Consider the following 15,000-nt stretch of genomic DNA (forward strand, 5'->3'; position numbering starts at 1 on the left):
ATCTCCCTGGGCTACGACCGCGTCGTGACGACCTCGACGGAGCGCGTCCGCGGCCCGTCGCTCTCGACGAACAGCACGGACTGCCACGTCCCGAGGTCCAGGGAGCCATCGGCGACCGGGATCGAGACGCTCTCGCCCAACAGCATCGCCCGCAGGTGCGCGTCGGCGTTGTCGTCGATGGCGTCGTGCTCGTAGCCGTCGCCGCGCGGGACGATCGAATCGAGCGCGCGCGTGAGGTCGGCGCGGAGCCGCGACTCGTTCTCGTTGACGACGACGCCCGCGGTCGTGTGCGGGACGAACACCGTACAGACGCCGCGTTCGACGTCCGCCGGGACCGCCGCCGCGACCTCGGCCGTCACGTCGCGGACGTCGACGCGTTCGCCCGTCTCGACTTGGAACGACATACCGGCCGTTTGCCACCCAGCGTGATGAGTGTTACCAGTGGTTTTAATCTCGTTTGACAACTCCAGGGGATATGACGCTTCACCTGCCGCGGCTCGGGCTCGGGACCTCGGATCTCGGGATCACACTCGGCGACGGTGACGACGACCCGGAGGAGTGTGTCACCGCGGTCGAGACGGCGCTCGATCTGGGCTACCGCCACGTCGACACGGCCCAGATGTACGGGAACGAACACCTGGTCGGAAAGGCCATCGAGCGGTCGGACGTCGGCCGCGACGAGGTCGTTCTCGCCACGAAAGTCCACCCGCAGAACCTCGCGTACGACGACGTCATCGAGACTACGAAGGAGAGCCTCGACAGACTGCGGACCGACTACGTGGACCTCCTCTACGTCCACTGGCCGATCGACGCGTACGATCCCGACGAGACGCTCCCCGCTTTCGATCGACTCCGCGAGGAGGGCTACATCGACCACGTCGGCGTGAGCAACTTCACCGTCGAGACGCTGGAGGTCGCCCGCGGGGTCCTGGACGCGCCGATCGCGGCGAACCAGATCCAGCTCCATCCGATGCTGCCGCCGACCGAGGGCGAGCGGGCCGAACTGCTCCCCTACGCCGCCGAACACGACATCGAGGTCGTGGCGTGGTCGCCGCTCGCACGGGGCGAGGCGCTCTCGCTGGCGCCGGTGCGGGCGGTCGCAGAGAAACACGGGGTGAGCCCGGCGCGCGTGATCCTGGCTTGGCTCTCGGATTTCGACGTGAGCGTGGTCGCGAAGGCCTCGACGCGCGACCACCTGGAGGACAACCTCGAAGCGCCGTCGCTGTCGCTCGACGACGAGGACGTCGAACGGATCGAGTCGATCGAGGAGCGAAAGCGGCTGTTCGACCGCGAGGACGCGCCCTGGAATCAATAGCTCGGCCGGCGCGGCGGGAACTGCCGGTCCGTCGGGAATACGGGCTGTTTGTGTCGAGTCAGCGATCGAATCCGTCAGTAACTGTCGAATAGACAGATGCACTCACGATACTGCATATTTTGGACATTCGTATTTCAAAATTCGAAATGAGAAAACAAATGGAGAAGACTTAACCGTATACCCGGTCTGTGTCTAATCGCAATGGCAAACGGTAAGGTTGATTTCTTCAACGACGCAGGCGGTTACGGCTTCATCTCTACGGACGACTCCGACGACGACGTGTTCTTCCACATGGAAGACGTTGGCGGCGAGGATCTGACCGAAGGGACGGATATTGACTTCGACATCGAACAGTCCCCCAAGGGACCGCGCGCGACGAACGTCGTCCGCAACTAACGTAGCGTTCGCGTCGCCGCGCGGCGACACGACGACACCACTTTTGCAGTAACTCAGCCGCAGAGAGGCGTCACGGGCGACCGTCCCGCCGATACGTACTGGATACGCACGAAGTGATTCGATGAGTGATTCGGACGAGGCCATCGACGACCGCGAAGCGCGCACCGAGAAACGGCCCGACCGATCGCGCCGCAATACTTCGAGCGCGCCCGATCAGTCGTCGCCCAGGACCCCCTCGGCGACGGCCATATCCTCGACGTCGGGGTCTTCCTCGGAGTGCCGGAGGACGAACCGCTTTCTGAGGATGTCGGCGGCGTAGATGACCGTCCCGACGATGATGAGGGTGTCTCCCGGCAGCCGCGCCCAGAACAGCGTCTGGATGATCGGCTGCTCGTAGAACGCGAGGCTACGCGCGGCCGCGTACGTCCCGGTGAAGGCCGTCTCCAGCTGGAGGAAGCCCACCGGGAGCACCGAGACGAACACCATCAGCGCGAGGCCGACGTTCCAGCACCAGAACGCCGCCCGGAGCCAGGAGCCGTCCCAGCGTGCCGGCTTGATGGCGATCTGGAGCATATACGCGACCATCCCCAGCGCGAGGAAGCCGAACGCGCCGAACATCGCCGCGTGGCCGTGGCCGACCGTGAGGTAGGTGCCGTGCTCGTAGTAGTTGATCAGCGGGAGGTTGATGAAGAACCCGAGCACGCCGGCGCCGACGAAGTTCCAGACGCCGCTGGCGACGATGAACATAAAGGGGATGCGGTAGGGGAACTCGCCCGCCGACATCGCGCGGTACTGGCCGAGCGCCTCATAGAGGATGAACACGAGCGGGATCAGCTCCAGCGTGGAGAAGACGCTCCCGATCGGGACCCACATATCGGGCATCCCGATCCACCAGTAGTGGTGGGAGACCCCGATGACGCCGGTGCCCATCACGAGGAGCGCCTGGAGCATCACGGCCTTCTCGGCGCTGCGGCGCGAGAGGAGGTTCATCGACACCAGCGTCAGGCCGACGATGGCGACGATGAAGAACTCGAAGGCGCCCTCGACCCACATATGGACGACCCACCACCGCCAGAACTCCGTGACAGCGATGTTCGTCGAGGGGGTAAAGAGGAAGCCCGCGGTGAACAGCAGGGCGATCGAGCCGCCGGCGTAGAGGATCATATGCGCGAGGCCGTACGGCGGCTCGCGGTCCAAGAGCGGCTTCAGCCCGCGGATCGCCAGCACCGCCCAGATGCCGAAGCCGGCGAGGATGCCGAACTGCCAGACCTTTCCGACTTCGAGGTATTCGAGGCCCTCGTTGCCGAGGAGCCACCACAGCTGGCCGTCGAAGTAGCCGTTGGCGCCGAGCCAGATGCCGCCGAGGCCGCCGACCACGACCACGACCAGCGCGCCCAGGAGGCCGTTCACGTAGGTGGACTGCCGCGTCGGCTCGTGGCCCGTCAGGAGCGGCGGGAGGAAGAGCCCGGCGCCGAGCCACGTCGTCGCGATCCAGAGGATCCCCAGATCGATGTGCCAGGTCTTCGCGATGGCGAAGGGGAGCAGCTGGAGGATGTGGACGCCGAAGACGCGTTCGATGCCGAAGAAGCCGGCGCGCTCGATGTAGAAGTGCGCCAGCAGGCCGCCCAAGAGGACCTGCGCGAGGAACAGCCCGGCGGCGATTGGAATGAACCGCAGGGCGGAGCGCTGGCTCGGGAAGACGCTCATCTCGCCGGGCTTCGGCACCGAGATGCCCTCGGCCTTCGGCTCCGGGAGTTCGACCGCGCGGTAGAGCCAGATGCCGGCGCCCGCGCCCGCGACGAGTAAGACCATCGCGATGACGCTCCAGGTCATCGCGGCGCCGGTGGCGTCGTTACCCGCGCCGGGCTGGTACGGCCAGTCGTTGGTGTAGGTGTGGCTGCCGCCCGGGCGCTCGGTGTGGGAGAACCACGCGGTCCACATCGCGAAGTCCGCGAACTGCCGCGCCTCCTCGGAGGACTCGATCATCCCCGCGGGGACGCCGCGGTCGTGTGAGCCGTCGTGGTAGCGCTGGACGTACTCCTGGCGGACCTGCCGGTGGGCGTACAGCTCGGCGGCGGAGTACTGGATCGCGCCCCCGTCGTAGCCCGAATCGAGCTCCTGTTCGACGACGTCGGCGACGGCAGCCTGCTCGGACGACGCGAGGTCGCCGTAGGCGCTCCCGTAGCGCTCCTGGGCGTAGTACTCCCGCATGTACTGGACCTTCAGGTCCAGGGCGTCGGCGGTGTAGTCGGTGCCGTAGTACGCGCCGTTGCCCAGGATCGAGCCGTGGTTCATCAGGCCGTTCTTCTGGAACACGCGCTTGCCTTCGCGGACCTGTTCGTCGGTGGCGACGACCTCGCCGTCGGGTCCGACGACCTCCTCGGGGATGGGCGGCGCCTCCTGATAGGCGAACCAGGCGCCCGCGCCCATCACGACGAGGTTGAACACGAACACGACGACGATCGCCTTCGCTATCGTCTTTCGTCTCAGCTTCATAGGTGACACTCTAGAGCGGACGTATCAAAATCCGGAACCCGGTTTTCGGATCCGGTCGGTCGGTCCGAATATGTTCGTTCTGCCCCGTTGCTCCGTTCGTTCCGTTCCTCAACGGAAACCGCGGGACGCCGTCAGCCCTCGTAGCCGGCGTACTCCATCAGCTGTGCGAAGATGTCCGTGTCCATCGCGGACTCGTAGACGACGCCGCCGAGCATCCCGCCGGGGTAGAAGCCGCCGTTCATCACGTGGTTCACCTTGTGGCAGTGCATCAGGTAGATGCCTGGGTCGGCGTCGGCGGTGAACTCGATGGTGTGCCGCTCGGCGGGGGCGACGTTCGTCACGTCCATCTCGTGGCGGGCGGCCTCCGGAATCGTCCCGCCGTCCTTTTCCACCCGCTGGAAGCGGTGATTGTGGATGTGCAGCGGGTGGCTCATATAGCCGCCGTTGACGAAGTGAACTCTCACTTGGTCGCCCTCGCTGACGATGATCGGCGAGCCGTCCTCGGGGTGGAGCGTCCGCGGCGCGCTCTTGCCGTTGACGGTGAAGACGTCGGGCTTGCGGTTCTGCGGGTCGTAGGTGGCGTCCTGGCCCGCGGCCATCCGCGAGAGCCGGGAGTCCCAGTCCTTGACCGTCATGAAGTACTCGCGGTCGGCGCGCTCGTAGCCCTTCGGATCGACGCGGAAGATGCCGAACATCCCCATCTCGACGTGCCGGTGGGTCTGGTAGTGGCAGTGGTACAGGTGCGTGCCGGGGACGTTCGCGGGGATGGTGTAGGTGTGCTTCTCGCCGGGACCGACGCGGATGCCGGTCGTCGTCGGGACGCCGTCGTCCTCCCAGGCCTTCCGGACGCCGTGGAAGTGGAGGGTATGGGGTCGCATTCCGTCGGTGTTGTCGAGGGTGACCTCCATGTCCTCGCCTTCGGTCGTCCGGAGGATCGGTCCGGGGACGCTGGGGTCGCCGTCGTCGGCCTGGAACGCCCACACGCGCGGCAGTTCCACGGGCCCGCCCATCGTCTCCAGCGGGTGGACGGCGTGGCGTGCGGGCGTCGACTTCAGCGTCACCGACCCGCCCTGCTCGTCGACGTCGACGACCTCCGGCGGACTCGTCGAGGGAACCGAACCATCCGTCGTCGCCTGATTCGCCGTCTGCGACGCCTGGACGCGCTCTTCGGTCGGGGCCGTACAGCCGGCGAGACCGAGCGCGCCGGCGGAGCCGGTGGCAGCGAGGAATTCGCGACGCGACATCGTCGAACCGGGTGCGCCTACGGGTGTGCTCATTACACTCGGTGCTGGGGGCCAGACGGCGGTATAAGGTGAACTCGCTTCCAGCCGGTCCGGACGGCGTCGAACATATTCGGAGGATCCGCGCGGGAGCTCTTTCGGGAATGGGTCCGAAGACGAAAGGAAACTACTTCCCGTCCGCGCGTGCGCTCCACGAGTAGACGGCGCACCGGCCCACGCGCGGTCGTGGCCGGCCGCGTCGACGCCCCGAGAATCGATGTCTTCGAACCCCCTCTCCGACGCGCTGACGCCCGATCCGGAGTCCGTCTTCGCCGCGCTCGCGGACCCGCAGTGTCGGGCGCTCCTCCGCGCGCTCGACCGGCCGAAGACGGCCACGGAGCTCGCAGACGCCGTCGAGATGCCGCGGTCGACGGCCTACGAGAAACTGCGCCGCCTCGCCGACGCCGGGCTCGTCCGGAAGCGGGAGACCGCAGATGAGGTCCGGTACGCGATCGACTTCGAGACGGTCGTCGTGCGCACCGACGACGACGATGACCTGTCGGTGTCTGTGTCCCGGCCCTCGAAGTCGGCCGCCGAGCAGCTGACCGGGATGTGGCGCGAGGTGCGGTCGGAAGCCAGCGGCGACTGATAATCACGGTGACGAGGCGTCGGCGGCTTCCGTGCGGACTTATGGGGCTGGCCGGGATTTTGGGAACTGATGGCCAGAGCCACTCTCGTTCTCGACCTCCCCGAGCAGGTGTGGGTCTCGACGCTCTCGCGGGAGTACCCCGACGCGGAGTTCACCGTCCTGGCGGCGATGCCCGCCGACGACACCGGCGTGGGGCTCGTCGAGATCTCCGCCGCGGACATCCAGGCGATCGTGGCGACGATCGACGGCTACGAGACCGTCTTCGACGTCACGGTGCTGGAGGCACAGCCCGACCGCGCGCTGGTGCAGTTCGAGACCACGGAGCCGCTCCTCCTCCGTTCGCTGAGCGAGGCCGGGATCCCGCTGGAGCTTCCGATCACCATCGTCGACGGCGAGGTCACCGTCGAGGTCACCGCCTCCCGGGAGCGCCTCTCGGAGCTCGGCGACCTCCTGGAGCAGTTCGGCATCCCCTTCGATCTCGTCTCCGTGACCCAATCTGTCGACACGCAGTCGCTCCTGACCACAGAGCAGCACGAGCTCCTGGAGACCGCGATCGAGGAGGGGTACTACGACACGCCCCGGACGTGTACGCTGACCGAACTGGCCGAGTCGGTCGGCCTCGCCAAGTCGACGACCAGCGAGAAGCTCCACCGCGCCGAGAGCAAGGTGATAAAGGAGTTCGTCGGCGCCGACGACGCGGAGTAGCGGCCGCCGCGAGAGCCGCCCCCCGGCCGATCAGCGGGACGCCGACCCCGGCCCGCTCGCCACTTCGCGTTCCGACAGCCGCCGCTCGACGCGCTCGACGGCGCGGGAGAGCGCCTCCAGCGCCGCGTCGCGCCCGTCGTCGACGAGGTCGCGCGAGGGGCTGGCCAACGACAGCGACCCGGCCACCTCGTCGAGGACGACGGGCATTCCGATGGCGTAGATCCCCGAGATATCCTGGCCGCGGTTGATCGCGTAGCCGCGCGAGCGGATCCGGTCGAGGTCGGTCCGCAGTTCGGCGGGCGTGACGCCGTCGCCGCTGGCGGCGGTCTCCACCAGGATCTCGTCGAGGCGGTCGTCGGGGAGGTACGCGAGGATCGCCTTGCCGGCGGCCGTCCGGGTGATGGGCGACCAGTCGCCGACGAGCAGGTCGGGGTTGTGCGTCGGGTTCGACCCCGCGCCGTTGACGAACATCAGCCGGCCGCCCTCCTCGATGGCGGCCCAGGCCGTCTCCCCGGTCCGATCCGCGAGGTCCCGCAGGGGCTGTTTGGCGGCGACGTAGAACGGCTGGCGGGACTTGACGACCGTGCCGACGTGGAACCACTGGTGGGAGAGCCGGTAGGTGCCGCCGTCGTTGATCGCGTAGCCGTGGGCGGCGAGCGTCTTGAGGTGGCGATGGGTCGTGCTCTTCGTGAGGTCGAGCCGCTCGGCGAGTTCGGTGACGCCGGCGGGGCCGCTCTCGGTCAGCGCCTCGACGATCCGCAGGAGCGTCTCGTCGGCGCCGACGAGGGATCCGTTCCCGCTCATATCACTGGAAGCGATCGGGGCTCGATAAATCCCCCGGCACGATCGGCGAGCCGTCCCACCACGCCGGGCTACGGGGCCCGCCGGTCGCCGACGTGGACGACGCCATCCTCGACGACGACCTCGTAGGTGGGCAAGACGATGTCGTCGTTGCCGAGGTGCTCGCCGGTCTCGATATCGTAGGACCACCCGTGCCACGGGCAGGAGATGACACACTCCTCGTCGGTGTAGGAGCGCTCGACGCGCTTGCCGGGCTCTTCGAACTCGCCGACGAGCTTGCGGTGGGTCTTCCCGCTACAGACCGGGCCGCCGTCGTGGAGGCAGTGGTTCTGCAGGGCGTAGAACTCGCCTTCGACCCGGAGGACGCCCACCTCGGCGCCGTCGATCTCGACGAACGCCCGGTCGCCGTCCTCGAAGTCGTCGGCGGGGCCGACCGCCACGAGGTCGCCGGCCGAATCGCCGCTCACAGGCCGAACACCTCCGCGGCGTTCTCGCCGAGGATGCCACGTTTCTCCGCCTCGGAGAGGAACGGCAGGTCGATGACCGTCGTCGGGCGGTCGTAGTCCCAGTGGGGGTAATCGGAGGCGAAGAGCAGTTGATCGGGGCCGACCATCTCGATGCACTTCCGGAGGTACTCGGGATCGGCGGAGACCTCCAGCGGCTGGGTGCCGTAGTAGAAGTCGGTGATGTACTCGCCGGGCTGTTTTTCGAGGAGCGGCGCCTCCTCGGGGCGCTTGAGGTATTCCTCGTCGAGCCGCGTCATCAGCGAGGGGAGGTACGTCACCCCCGACTCCATGAAGGAGATGTCGAGGTCGGGGAACTTCTCGGGGACGCCCTGGACGACGAGGCTGACGATCTGGGACATATTCGACTCCAGGAAGCCGAGCGTGTGAGTTTCGAGCATCTCTTGGTAGCCGCCGCGGACGTACTCGTCGAGGCCGGCGCCGCCGGTGTGGAACACCGCGGGCAGGCCCATATCCTCACAGCGCTCGTACAGCGGGTCGTACTTTCGATTTCCGAGCGGCGGCGTCGCGCCCGCGGTCACGAAGCAGGCGCCGACGTACTCCTCGCGGCCCTCGATCTCGTCGAGGATCTCCAGGGAGGCGTCGACGTCGTAGTATGGGATCGGCGCGAGGCCGAGGATGCCGTCGTCGGGGTCGAGCACCTCCTCGCTCATGTACTCGACGTAGGCCTTCGCGAAGGCGGCCTGGCGAGTGTCGTCGGCGGTGGTGCCCGCGCCGGCGAGGATGAGATGCGAGATCAGGAGCGTCTGGTCGACGCCGATGGCCTCCATCCCCTCGCGGATGCGCTCGGGCGTCTCGGGGTCGTCGGGGTACGAGGAGTGCTCGCGGGTGATCTTCCCGTGGGCCTGGCGGTCGCCGGTCGAGAAGGGGAAGAAGGAGCTGAGATTCTGCTTTGCGCCCTTCTCGTCGAAGTTGCTGCCCTCGAACTGGGTCTTCCAGGGCTCGTCCATGTACTCCGCGACGTCTTTGAACGACTCCATATAGTGGCAGTCGCAGTCGATCACGTGGTAGGCGTCGAGGTCGTCCGCGCGCCTCGGTTCCGCGTCGGGCTGAGACATACTCCTCACCTGCGATCAGTTGATATTAAAGACGTCGCAGCAACCGATCGATCGATTGTATCTGAAATCGTATGTAGATGCTGTACATCGATTATATCGAGACACATCGGGGATAGAATAGACTATCCCGTATTACGAGACAGTTTATATACAATGTCGGATCCCGAAACGGCGCCGGCCGTTTCGCGCAAGTGTCCCGTATCACGGGACGACTGAACCGCGGATCTGCGTCGCCGTCGGTTCGATTGTTACACTCCCTCCGGTCCGACTCGATTCGCGCATCCACCCGGCATCGAATCCCTTTTGACTGACCGGACAGTCAGTTCGAACAACGAGATGGAGCGCACAGTATGACCGAGGATACGCCGACCGAGATCCTGCACGCGACCCACAGCGCCGTGTGCAAGCACGGCTACGCGGACGTGACGATGCAGGACATCGCCGACGAGACGGACCTGTGCAAGGCGTCGCTCCACTACCACTACGACGGCAAGCACGACCTCCTCGTGGCGTATCTCGACCACCTCTACGACCAGTTCGAAGACCGCATCGCCGACCCGCCCGGCGACACCCCCGCAGCGCGCCTCCGCGGCCTCGTGGACGAGCTCCTCACCGAGCGCCCGGACGCGCCGGCCTTCCAGACCGCCCTGTTGGAAATCAAGGCCCAGTCCCCCTACGACGACGCCTTCCGCGAGCGGCTCCGCCGCTTCGACGACGCCTTCGCCGACGCCGTCCGCGAGGTCGTCGAAGCGGGCGTCGACGATGGGACCTTCCGCGCCGACGTCGACCCCGACGCGGTCGCGTCGTTCCTGACGACCCACGTCAACGGCGTCCAGACGCGCCACGTCGCCGTCGGCCACTCCCTCGACGAGGCGGCCGACGCCGTCGACGCCTACATCGACGAGGCGCTGCGGGCCGCCGCGGAGTCGTCCGCCGCGGGTCCGAAAGCCGAGGGCGTCGGCGCGGGAGGGGCGACCGAATGAGCCTGCTCGACCGCCTCGGATCGGTGTTCAAGGGGCCGGAGGAGCTGAACCTCACGAGCGGCGGCATCGGCAAGCCGCTCTTCTTCCTCTCGCTGCCGATCGTCATCACGAACCTCCTCCAGACCGCGTACAACCTCGCGGACACGTTCTGGCTCGGGCAATATAGTACAGAGGCGCTGGCGGCGATCAGCTTCGGGTTCCCGATGGTGTTCCTCCTGATCTCCCTCGGGATGGGACTGTCCGTCGCGGGCAGCGTCCTCGTCGCCCAACACGTCGGCGCCGGCGAGGAAGAGGAGGCCGAGTACGCCGCCTCCCAGACGGTGAGCTTCGCCACGATCGGCTCTGTCATCCTCGGCACGGTCGGCTTCCTCGCGGTCGGCCCGTTCATCCGCTTCCTCGGCGCGTCGCCGGACGTGCTGCCGCTCGCGACGAGCTACATGCAGGTGATCGCCGCCGGGCTGCCCTTTATGTTCGGCTTCTTCGTCTTCATCGCGCTGATGCGCGGCTACGGCGACACCGTCACGCCGATGCTCGTGATGTTCGGCTCGGTCGTCCTCAACATCGCCCTGGACCCGATCCTCATCTTCGGGTTCGACGGCAACCCCCTGTTCGGGATGCTCGGGCTCCAGGACCTGCAGGCGACGCTCTTTGCGATGACGGGCTACACCGGCTCGGGGATCACCGGCGCGGCCGTCGCGACCATCTTCTCGCGCGCGCTGGCGTTCCTCGTCGGCATCGCGGTGATGATCGAGGGCGTCCGCGGCGTCCGGATCCGGCCGAGCCAGATGCGCCCGGACTTCACCTACCTCCGCCGCCTGCTCGACATCGGGATCCCGGCCTCCGTCGAGGGGACGGGCCGCGCGCTGTCGGTGAACCTCCTGCTCATAGTCGTGGGGATGTTCCCGACGACCGTCGTCGCGGCCTACGGGATCGGCGTGCGGGTCTTTTCAGTTATTTTCCTTCCCGCGATCGCGGTCGCCCGCGGGGTCGAGACGATGACCGGCCAGAACATCGGCGCCGGAGAGCCCGACCGCGCCGGCCTGGCCGCGGACTTCGCCGCCAAGTGGACGCTCATCATCCTCACGGGCGTCGGGCTCGCCACGCTGCTTTTCACCCGGCCGATCGTGGCGATCTTCACCAACGACCCCGAGGTGATCCGCGTCGGCGCCGACTTCCTCAGCTACGTCGCGCCCACCTTCGGGTTCATCGGCGTGATGCGCTCGTACTCGGGGAGCTTCCGCGGCGCGGGGAAGACGCTCGTCGCGGCGGCGATCTCGGTGATAATGCTCGGGCTCATCAGGATCCCCGTCGCGTACGTCGCGTCGCTGTCGTACGGCTCGACGGGCATCTGGATGGCGTTCCCGATCTCGAACGTCGCCGGCGCGCTCATCGCGTACGCCTGGTACCGGCGGGGCTCCTGGCGGACAGGCTCTGTCCGACGCCCCGCGCCGGCCGACGACTGACGCGAAAAATCCCGGCGGTTACAGCGTGTCGTCGTCGATGTTGCCCGGATCCGACGCGGTGTCGAAGAGGTTGTTCTCCGCCCCGTCCATGAAGTCATCGCCGGGCTCGCTCTCGTCGACGACGTCGACGTTGTAGGCGTCGATGCCCATGCTGATCAGTTCCTCGGCGGCCTGTTCCTCGGAGACGAACTCCTCGTCGACTAGCTGCTCGAACTCCGAGAGGAGCTCGTCGGGGAGCGTGACTTCGACTATCGGCATTACCTCCGGGTTCGTCCTCCGGGTACTTGAGTGGCGGGCTTCACCCGGCGCGGCCGCCGCGGAGGGCTCGCGACTCAGAACGGCGCCTGCGGCCCGTATCCGGCCTCCTCCGACTCGCCGAGGTCGCCGAGATCGCCGAAGTCGCCGCCCTCACCGCGCCCCGGCGCGGGCTCGCCGCCCGCCGGCTCGCTCGGCACCGAGCCGACCGCCCGATACGTCTCTTCCAGCTCCCGCAGCTCCTCGTTGATCGACTCGGCCTCGTGGTGCATCGGGTGGACGCGCACTCGCACGATGTCGTACTCGTGGCGCTCCGAACAGCCGTTCCACGCGCGGAAGGCGCCGACGGCGAGCGTGTGGCTCTGCGGGCAGAACTCCGTCGTCGGCGTGAACTCCGCCCGCAGCGCGTCGCCGTCGCCCTCTGCGGCGTAGCGGAAGCCCGCGTCGGGGTGTCGCGTGTCGAGGTTCAGCCGCGCGAGGTTGTAGCCGAAGGTCATATCGTAGACGCCGCGGTCTTCGAACACCTCGCGCGTGAGCCGGTGGAAGGCGCGGTGGGCGTCGCCGTCGAGCACCGCGGCCTCTTCCAGGAACGGCCCCGGCTCGGGGTTGTGTTCGGGCACGAACGCGTCGTAGCCGTCGAAGTGGGCCGCGTCCGCGCCGCCGTCGCTGCCGCCGAACGGAGACGGGATTCCGACCATACCGTCGCTTCGATCCCCGGAGGGGTAGCCGTGGCCCCGAATACGTTCGTCCGGTGGCTACGTGTAGACGCGAACGACGTGGCCGCCGCAGCCGCACTGGTCGACGTACTCCCACTCGAGGTCGTCGTCCGCCGATTCGAGCGCGTCGTAGAGGTAGGACTCGGGATGGCCGTGGGCGCCGTGGGTCACGAGGTTCACGTGGTTGCCCGGCGCGGTGTGTTCGATCGCCGAGAGGGCCTGCTCGACGACGAGCGCGCGGTCCTCGGCGTGTTCGGGCCCTTCGAGGTTCGCCGACCAGGAGTTGTCGTGGACGCGGTCTGTCACCGGATCGGCGTCGAGGTCGTGTTCGTGTCCGTGCTCGTCGTCCGCGTCGGCCGTGTCTGTTGCCATACTCAACGGTAGCGGGCCGACGGGAGGGACGGTTTCGCCGAATATGTTCGATCGGTCCTACTCGGCGAGGAAGTCCAACTGCGCCGTCAGCTCCCGGCGCCGCTGGGCGCTGATCACGGTCGCATCGAGGAATGACCCGACCACCGCGACGTCGAGTTCGAACTCGGTTTCGGCCTCAACTCTCGTGCCCGCCTCCGTCTCGGTGACGTAGTAGCGGGTGATCATCTCCTCGAAGATGCCCTCGCGCTGGCGGTAGGCCAGTTCGGCGTCGGCGTCGCCGAGCAGTTCGAGGGTCAGTTCGATCCGGACGGGGCCGACCTCGTTGGCGAGGTGGAGGGTCGTTCCCTCGTGGGTCACCTCGTCGAACCCGGCAGCGCGCATAAACGGCCCGACGTCGGCCATCCGCGACCGGACGGTGGCGGCGTCCGTATCGAGGGTTCGATCGACGGCAACGCGGCGCATACTACTGCTTGGGGAGTTTCGCGACGAACTCCAGCGGGCCGCGGCGTTCGACCTCGTAGCCGTCGGCGTCGAAGGAGTCGACCTCCGCCTGCATCTCGTAGAAGAGGGGCTTTGGCTCGTGGTCGTTCACGAGCTCGAGGGTCTCGCCGCTGTCCAGTTCGGCGAACGCCTCGTGGATCTTCGGGTGGCGCTCGGCCGGCGGTACGTCTCTGAGATCGAGCGTCGTCGCTGCCATATCTACCACATCCCCGCCGACGGACGAACCCCTTTGGACGAATATGTTCGCCCGACGCGCGAGCGATCTGGAACCGCACTCCCGGATTATCCGTCGCAGGAACCATCTCCCGACTGTACTATGACCACGACTGGCACTTCCGCCGGCGGACGGAGCGGCAGCGAATCAGCGGCGGATTCCGACGACGGCGCGCCGCGGGTCTCACGCCGCGGGGCGCTTCGCGGACTGGGCGCGGCGGCTCTCGCCGGCGGCGCACTCGGCGGCGCGGCGACGGGCGTCTCCGCGCAGTCGGGCGGCGTCGAATCGTGGCTCTCGGACACCTCGAACTTCGACGGCGTCGTCGACCGGACCGGACAGTCCTCCGTGACCGTCGAGGTCGGCGTCGAGGCCAACGGCGGCGCCTTCGGCTTCGGCCCGGCCGCGATCCGCGTCTCCCCCGGGACGACGGTCTCCTGGGAGTGGACCGGAAACGGGAGCGCCCACAACGTCGTCGACGCCGACGGCGCCTTCGAGTCCGAACTCACGGACGCCGCGGGCCACACCTTCGAACACACCTTCTCCGAGACGGGAACGTACGCCTACTCCTGCACTCCGCACGAGGCGATGGGGATGAAAGGCGCCGTGATCGTCGAACGCGGCGGTGGCGGCTCCGGCGACGGCGACTCCGGGGACGGCGCCGACGCGGGACAGGACATCGACCCCGGCACGGGAGGCCTCCTCCTGGCGGGCGCGTTCGGCGTCGCGCTCGCGTCGCCGGGGCTGTTCGGCGCGTTCCTCTGGCTCACCGGCCGCGACGGCGACGCGCGGGACCCGGCGCCGGGTCGGCGCTGACCCACGGGCTACCGCTCGCCGCCGGCTTCTGCCTGGACTTCCGACCAGAGTTCCGAGAGCTGTTCGGCCGCAGACCGCGAGGGATCGCTGACCTCCAGTTCGAGTTCGCCGTCGGTCGCGCGGACGATCACCTCCTCGAAGTCCACCGCGTAGGTGGCCGCGTTCTCTCCCTCCTGTTTCCGGAGGAGCCCCGCGGTGACCATCCGTTCGAGCGCGCGGTAGGCCGTCCCGTTCGAGAGGTCGCAGTGCTCGGCGACCTCCGAGGCGGTCTGTGGCCGGTCCAGCGCGCGGAGGATAGCGCGACACGGCTCGCTCGTGAGCGCGTCGAATACGGGCCCGAGGTCGGGCTCCATCGCGTCCGAGAGCGGATTCGCACACATCGTATGATCGCAGCGGCGTGGTCAGTCGGCGGCGCGGTCCCCCTGTGCGACACGGCGGTCGCCGAAAGCGACGCGTCCTCGCCGTGCAGTCGGAGGTTACGGAGGGGAGGGGATGACTCCGTTCCCGAACACGTTCGCG

At 67.7% G+C, this 15,000-nt stretch carries 18 protein-coding genes and 1 pseudogene; 7 read left to right on the forward strand and 12 right to left on the reverse strand.

Going from position 1 to position 15,000, the window contains the following annotated elements; all coding sequences use genetic code 11:
• Positions 1-11: 11 nt before the first annotated feature.
• Positions 12-404, reverse strand: coding sequence for a secondary thiamine-phosphate synthase enzyme YjbQ (locus OS889_RS12445; protein ID WP_372390197.1), 393 nt, complete (start codon positions 402-404; stop codon positions 12-14).
• Between the two features lie 71 nt (positions 405-475).
• Here OS889_RS12445 and OS889_RS12450 point away from each other — a divergent pair, with 71 nt between their 5' ends.
• Both OS889_RS12450 and OS889_RS12455 read left to right on the forward strand, forming a co-directional pair.
• Positions 476-1,315 (forward strand): aldo/keto reductase, encoded by an 840-nt coding sequence (locus OS889_RS12450; protein ID WP_372390198.1) that lies wholly within the window; start codon positions 476-478, stop codon positions 1,313-1,315.
• A gap of 201 nt (positions 1,316-1,516) precedes the next feature.
• Complete coding sequence (locus OS889_RS12455) at positions 1,517-1,711, forward strand: cold-shock protein (protein ID WP_372390199.1); 195 nt, start codon at positions 1,517-1,519, stop codon at positions 1,709-1,711.
• A gap of 213 nt (positions 1,712-1,924) precedes the next feature.
• Here OS889_RS12455 and OS889_RS12460 read toward each other — a convergent pair whose 3' ends face one another.
• Both OS889_RS12460 and OS889_RS12465 read right to left on the reverse strand, forming a co-directional pair.
• The gene (locus tag OS889_RS12460; RefSeq protein ID WP_372390200.1) at positions 1,925-4,207 is read right to left on the reverse strand and encodes a nitric-oxide reductase large subunit; all 2,283 of its coding nucleotides are present in this window, start codon (positions 4,205-4,207) and stop codon (positions 1,925-1,927) included.
• A 131-nt stretch (positions 4,208-4,338) separates the two neighbouring features.
• The gene (locus OS889_RS12465) at positions 4,339-5,484 is read right to left on the reverse strand and encodes a multicopper oxidase domain-containing protein (RefSeq protein WP_372390202.1); all 1,146 of its coding nucleotides are present in this window, start codon (positions 5,482-5,484) and stop codon (positions 4,339-4,341) included.
• Between the two features lie 220 nt (positions 5,485-5,704).
• Between OS889_RS12465 and OS889_RS12470 the strand changes: the two genes are divergently transcribed.
• Together OS889_RS12470 and OS889_RS12475 are read left to right on the forward strand one after the other, a co-directional pair.
• Complete coding sequence (locus OS889_RS12470) at positions 5,705-6,076, forward strand: helix-turn-helix domain-containing protein (protein ID WP_372390203.1); 372 nt, start codon at positions 5,705-5,707, stop codon at positions 6,074-6,076.
• Positions 6,077-6,145: 69 nt separating this feature from the next.
• Complete coding sequence (locus OS889_RS12475) at positions 6,146-6,781, forward strand: helix-turn-helix domain-containing protein (RefSeq protein ID WP_372390204.1); 636 nt, start codon at positions 6,146-6,148, stop codon at positions 6,779-6,781.
• A 30-nt stretch (positions 6,782-6,811) separates the two neighbouring features.
• On the opposite strand, the gene OS889_RS12480 is transcribed toward OS889_RS12475, so the two are convergent.
• From OS889_RS12480 to OS889_RS12490, 3 genes are all read right to left on the reverse strand, one after another.
• Positions 6,812-7,585 carry an IclR family transcriptional regulator gene (locus OS889_RS12480; protein ID WP_372390205.1) on the reverse strand — a complete coding sequence of 258 codons (774 nt, stop codon included), beginning with the start codon at positions 7,583-7,585 and terminating at the stop codon, positions 6,812-6,814.
• 68 nt (positions 7,586-7,653) lie between these two features.
• Entirely contained in the window at positions 7,654-8,049 is a 396-nt protein-coding gene (locus tag OS889_RS12485) for a Rieske (2Fe-2S) protein (protein ID WP_372390206.1), read from the reverse strand.
• Positions 8,046-9,164 carry an amidohydrolase family protein gene (locus OS889_RS12490; RefSeq protein WP_372390207.1) on the reverse strand — a complete coding sequence of 373 codons (1,119 nt, stop codon included), beginning with the start codon at positions 9,162-9,164 and terminating at the stop codon, positions 8,046-8,048. Before OS889_RS12490 ends, OS889_RS12485 begins: the two co-directional genes overlap by 4 nt.
• Before the next feature lie 350 nt (positions 9,165-9,514).
• Between OS889_RS12490 and OS889_RS12495 the strand changes: the two genes are divergently transcribed.
• Both OS889_RS12495 and OS889_RS12500 read left to right on the forward strand, forming a co-directional pair.
• Complete coding sequence (locus tag OS889_RS12495) at positions 9,515-10,147, forward strand: TetR/AcrR family transcriptional regulator (protein WP_372390208.1); 633 nt, start codon at positions 9,515-9,517, stop codon at positions 10,145-10,147.
• Positions 10,144-11,610 (forward strand): MATE family efflux transporter, encoded by a 1,467-nt coding sequence (locus tag OS889_RS12500; protein ID WP_372390209.1) that lies wholly within the window; start codon positions 10,144-10,146, stop codon positions 11,608-11,610. The genes OS889_RS12495 and OS889_RS12500 overlap by 4 nt, the downstream gene beginning before the upstream one ends.
• An 18-nt stretch (positions 11,611-11,628) precedes the next feature.
• Here OS889_RS12500 and OS889_RS12505 read toward each other — a convergent pair whose 3' ends face one another.
• The 5 genes from OS889_RS12505 to OS889_RS12525 form a co-directional block, all read right to left on the reverse strand.
• Positions 11,629-11,868, reverse strand: a complete 240-nt coding sequence (locus OS889_RS12505) for a DUF7120 family protein (RefSeq protein ID WP_372390210.1) — start codon at positions 11,866-11,868, stop codon at positions 11,629-11,631.
• A gap of 74 nt (positions 11,869-11,942) precedes the next feature.
• Positions 11,943-12,563: a DUF7998 family protein gene (locus OS889_RS12510; RefSeq protein WP_372390211.1), complete on the reverse strand. Its 621-nt coding sequence runs from the start codon at positions 12,561-12,563 to the stop codon at positions 11,943-11,945.
• A gap of 57 nt (positions 12,564-12,620) precedes the next feature.
• Positions 12,621-12,953, reverse strand: a complete 333-nt coding sequence (locus OS889_RS12515; protein WP_372390212.1) for a CGCGG family putative rSAM-modified RiPP protein — start codon at positions 12,951-12,953, stop codon at positions 12,621-12,623.
• Between the two features lie 57 nt (positions 12,954-13,010).
• Entirely contained in the window at positions 13,011-13,415 is a 405-nt protein-coding gene (locus OS889_RS12520; RefSeq protein WP_372390213.1) for an SRPBCC family protein, read from the reverse strand.
• 1 nt (position 13,416) lies between these two features.
• Positions 13,417-13,650, reverse strand: a complete 234-nt coding sequence (locus OS889_RS12525) for a DUF2249 domain-containing protein (RefSeq protein ID WP_372390214.1) — start codon at positions 13,648-13,650, stop codon at positions 13,417-13,419.
• Between the two features lie 312 nt (positions 13,651-13,962).
• Here OS889_RS12525 and OS889_RS12530 point away from each other — a divergent pair.
• Positions 13,963-14,481: pseudogene (locus OS889_RS12530) on the forward strand (halocyanin domain-containing protein); the annotation flags it as partial.
• A gap of 8 nt (positions 14,482-14,489) precedes the next feature.
• Here the strand turns inward: OS889_RS12530 and OS889_RS12535 are convergent.
• Positions 14,490-14,861, reverse strand: coding sequence for a DUF7342 family protein (locus OS889_RS12535; RefSeq protein ID WP_372390215.1), 372 nt, complete (start codon positions 14,859-14,861; stop codon positions 14,490-14,492).
• Between the last annotated feature and the right edge of the window lie 139 nt (positions 14,862-15,000).

It is taken from the genome of Halobellus sp. MBLA0158 (assembly GCF_041477585.1).
GTDB lineage: Archaea > Halobacteriota > Halobacteria > Halobacteriales > Haloferacaceae > Haloquadratum > Haloquadratum rubicundus.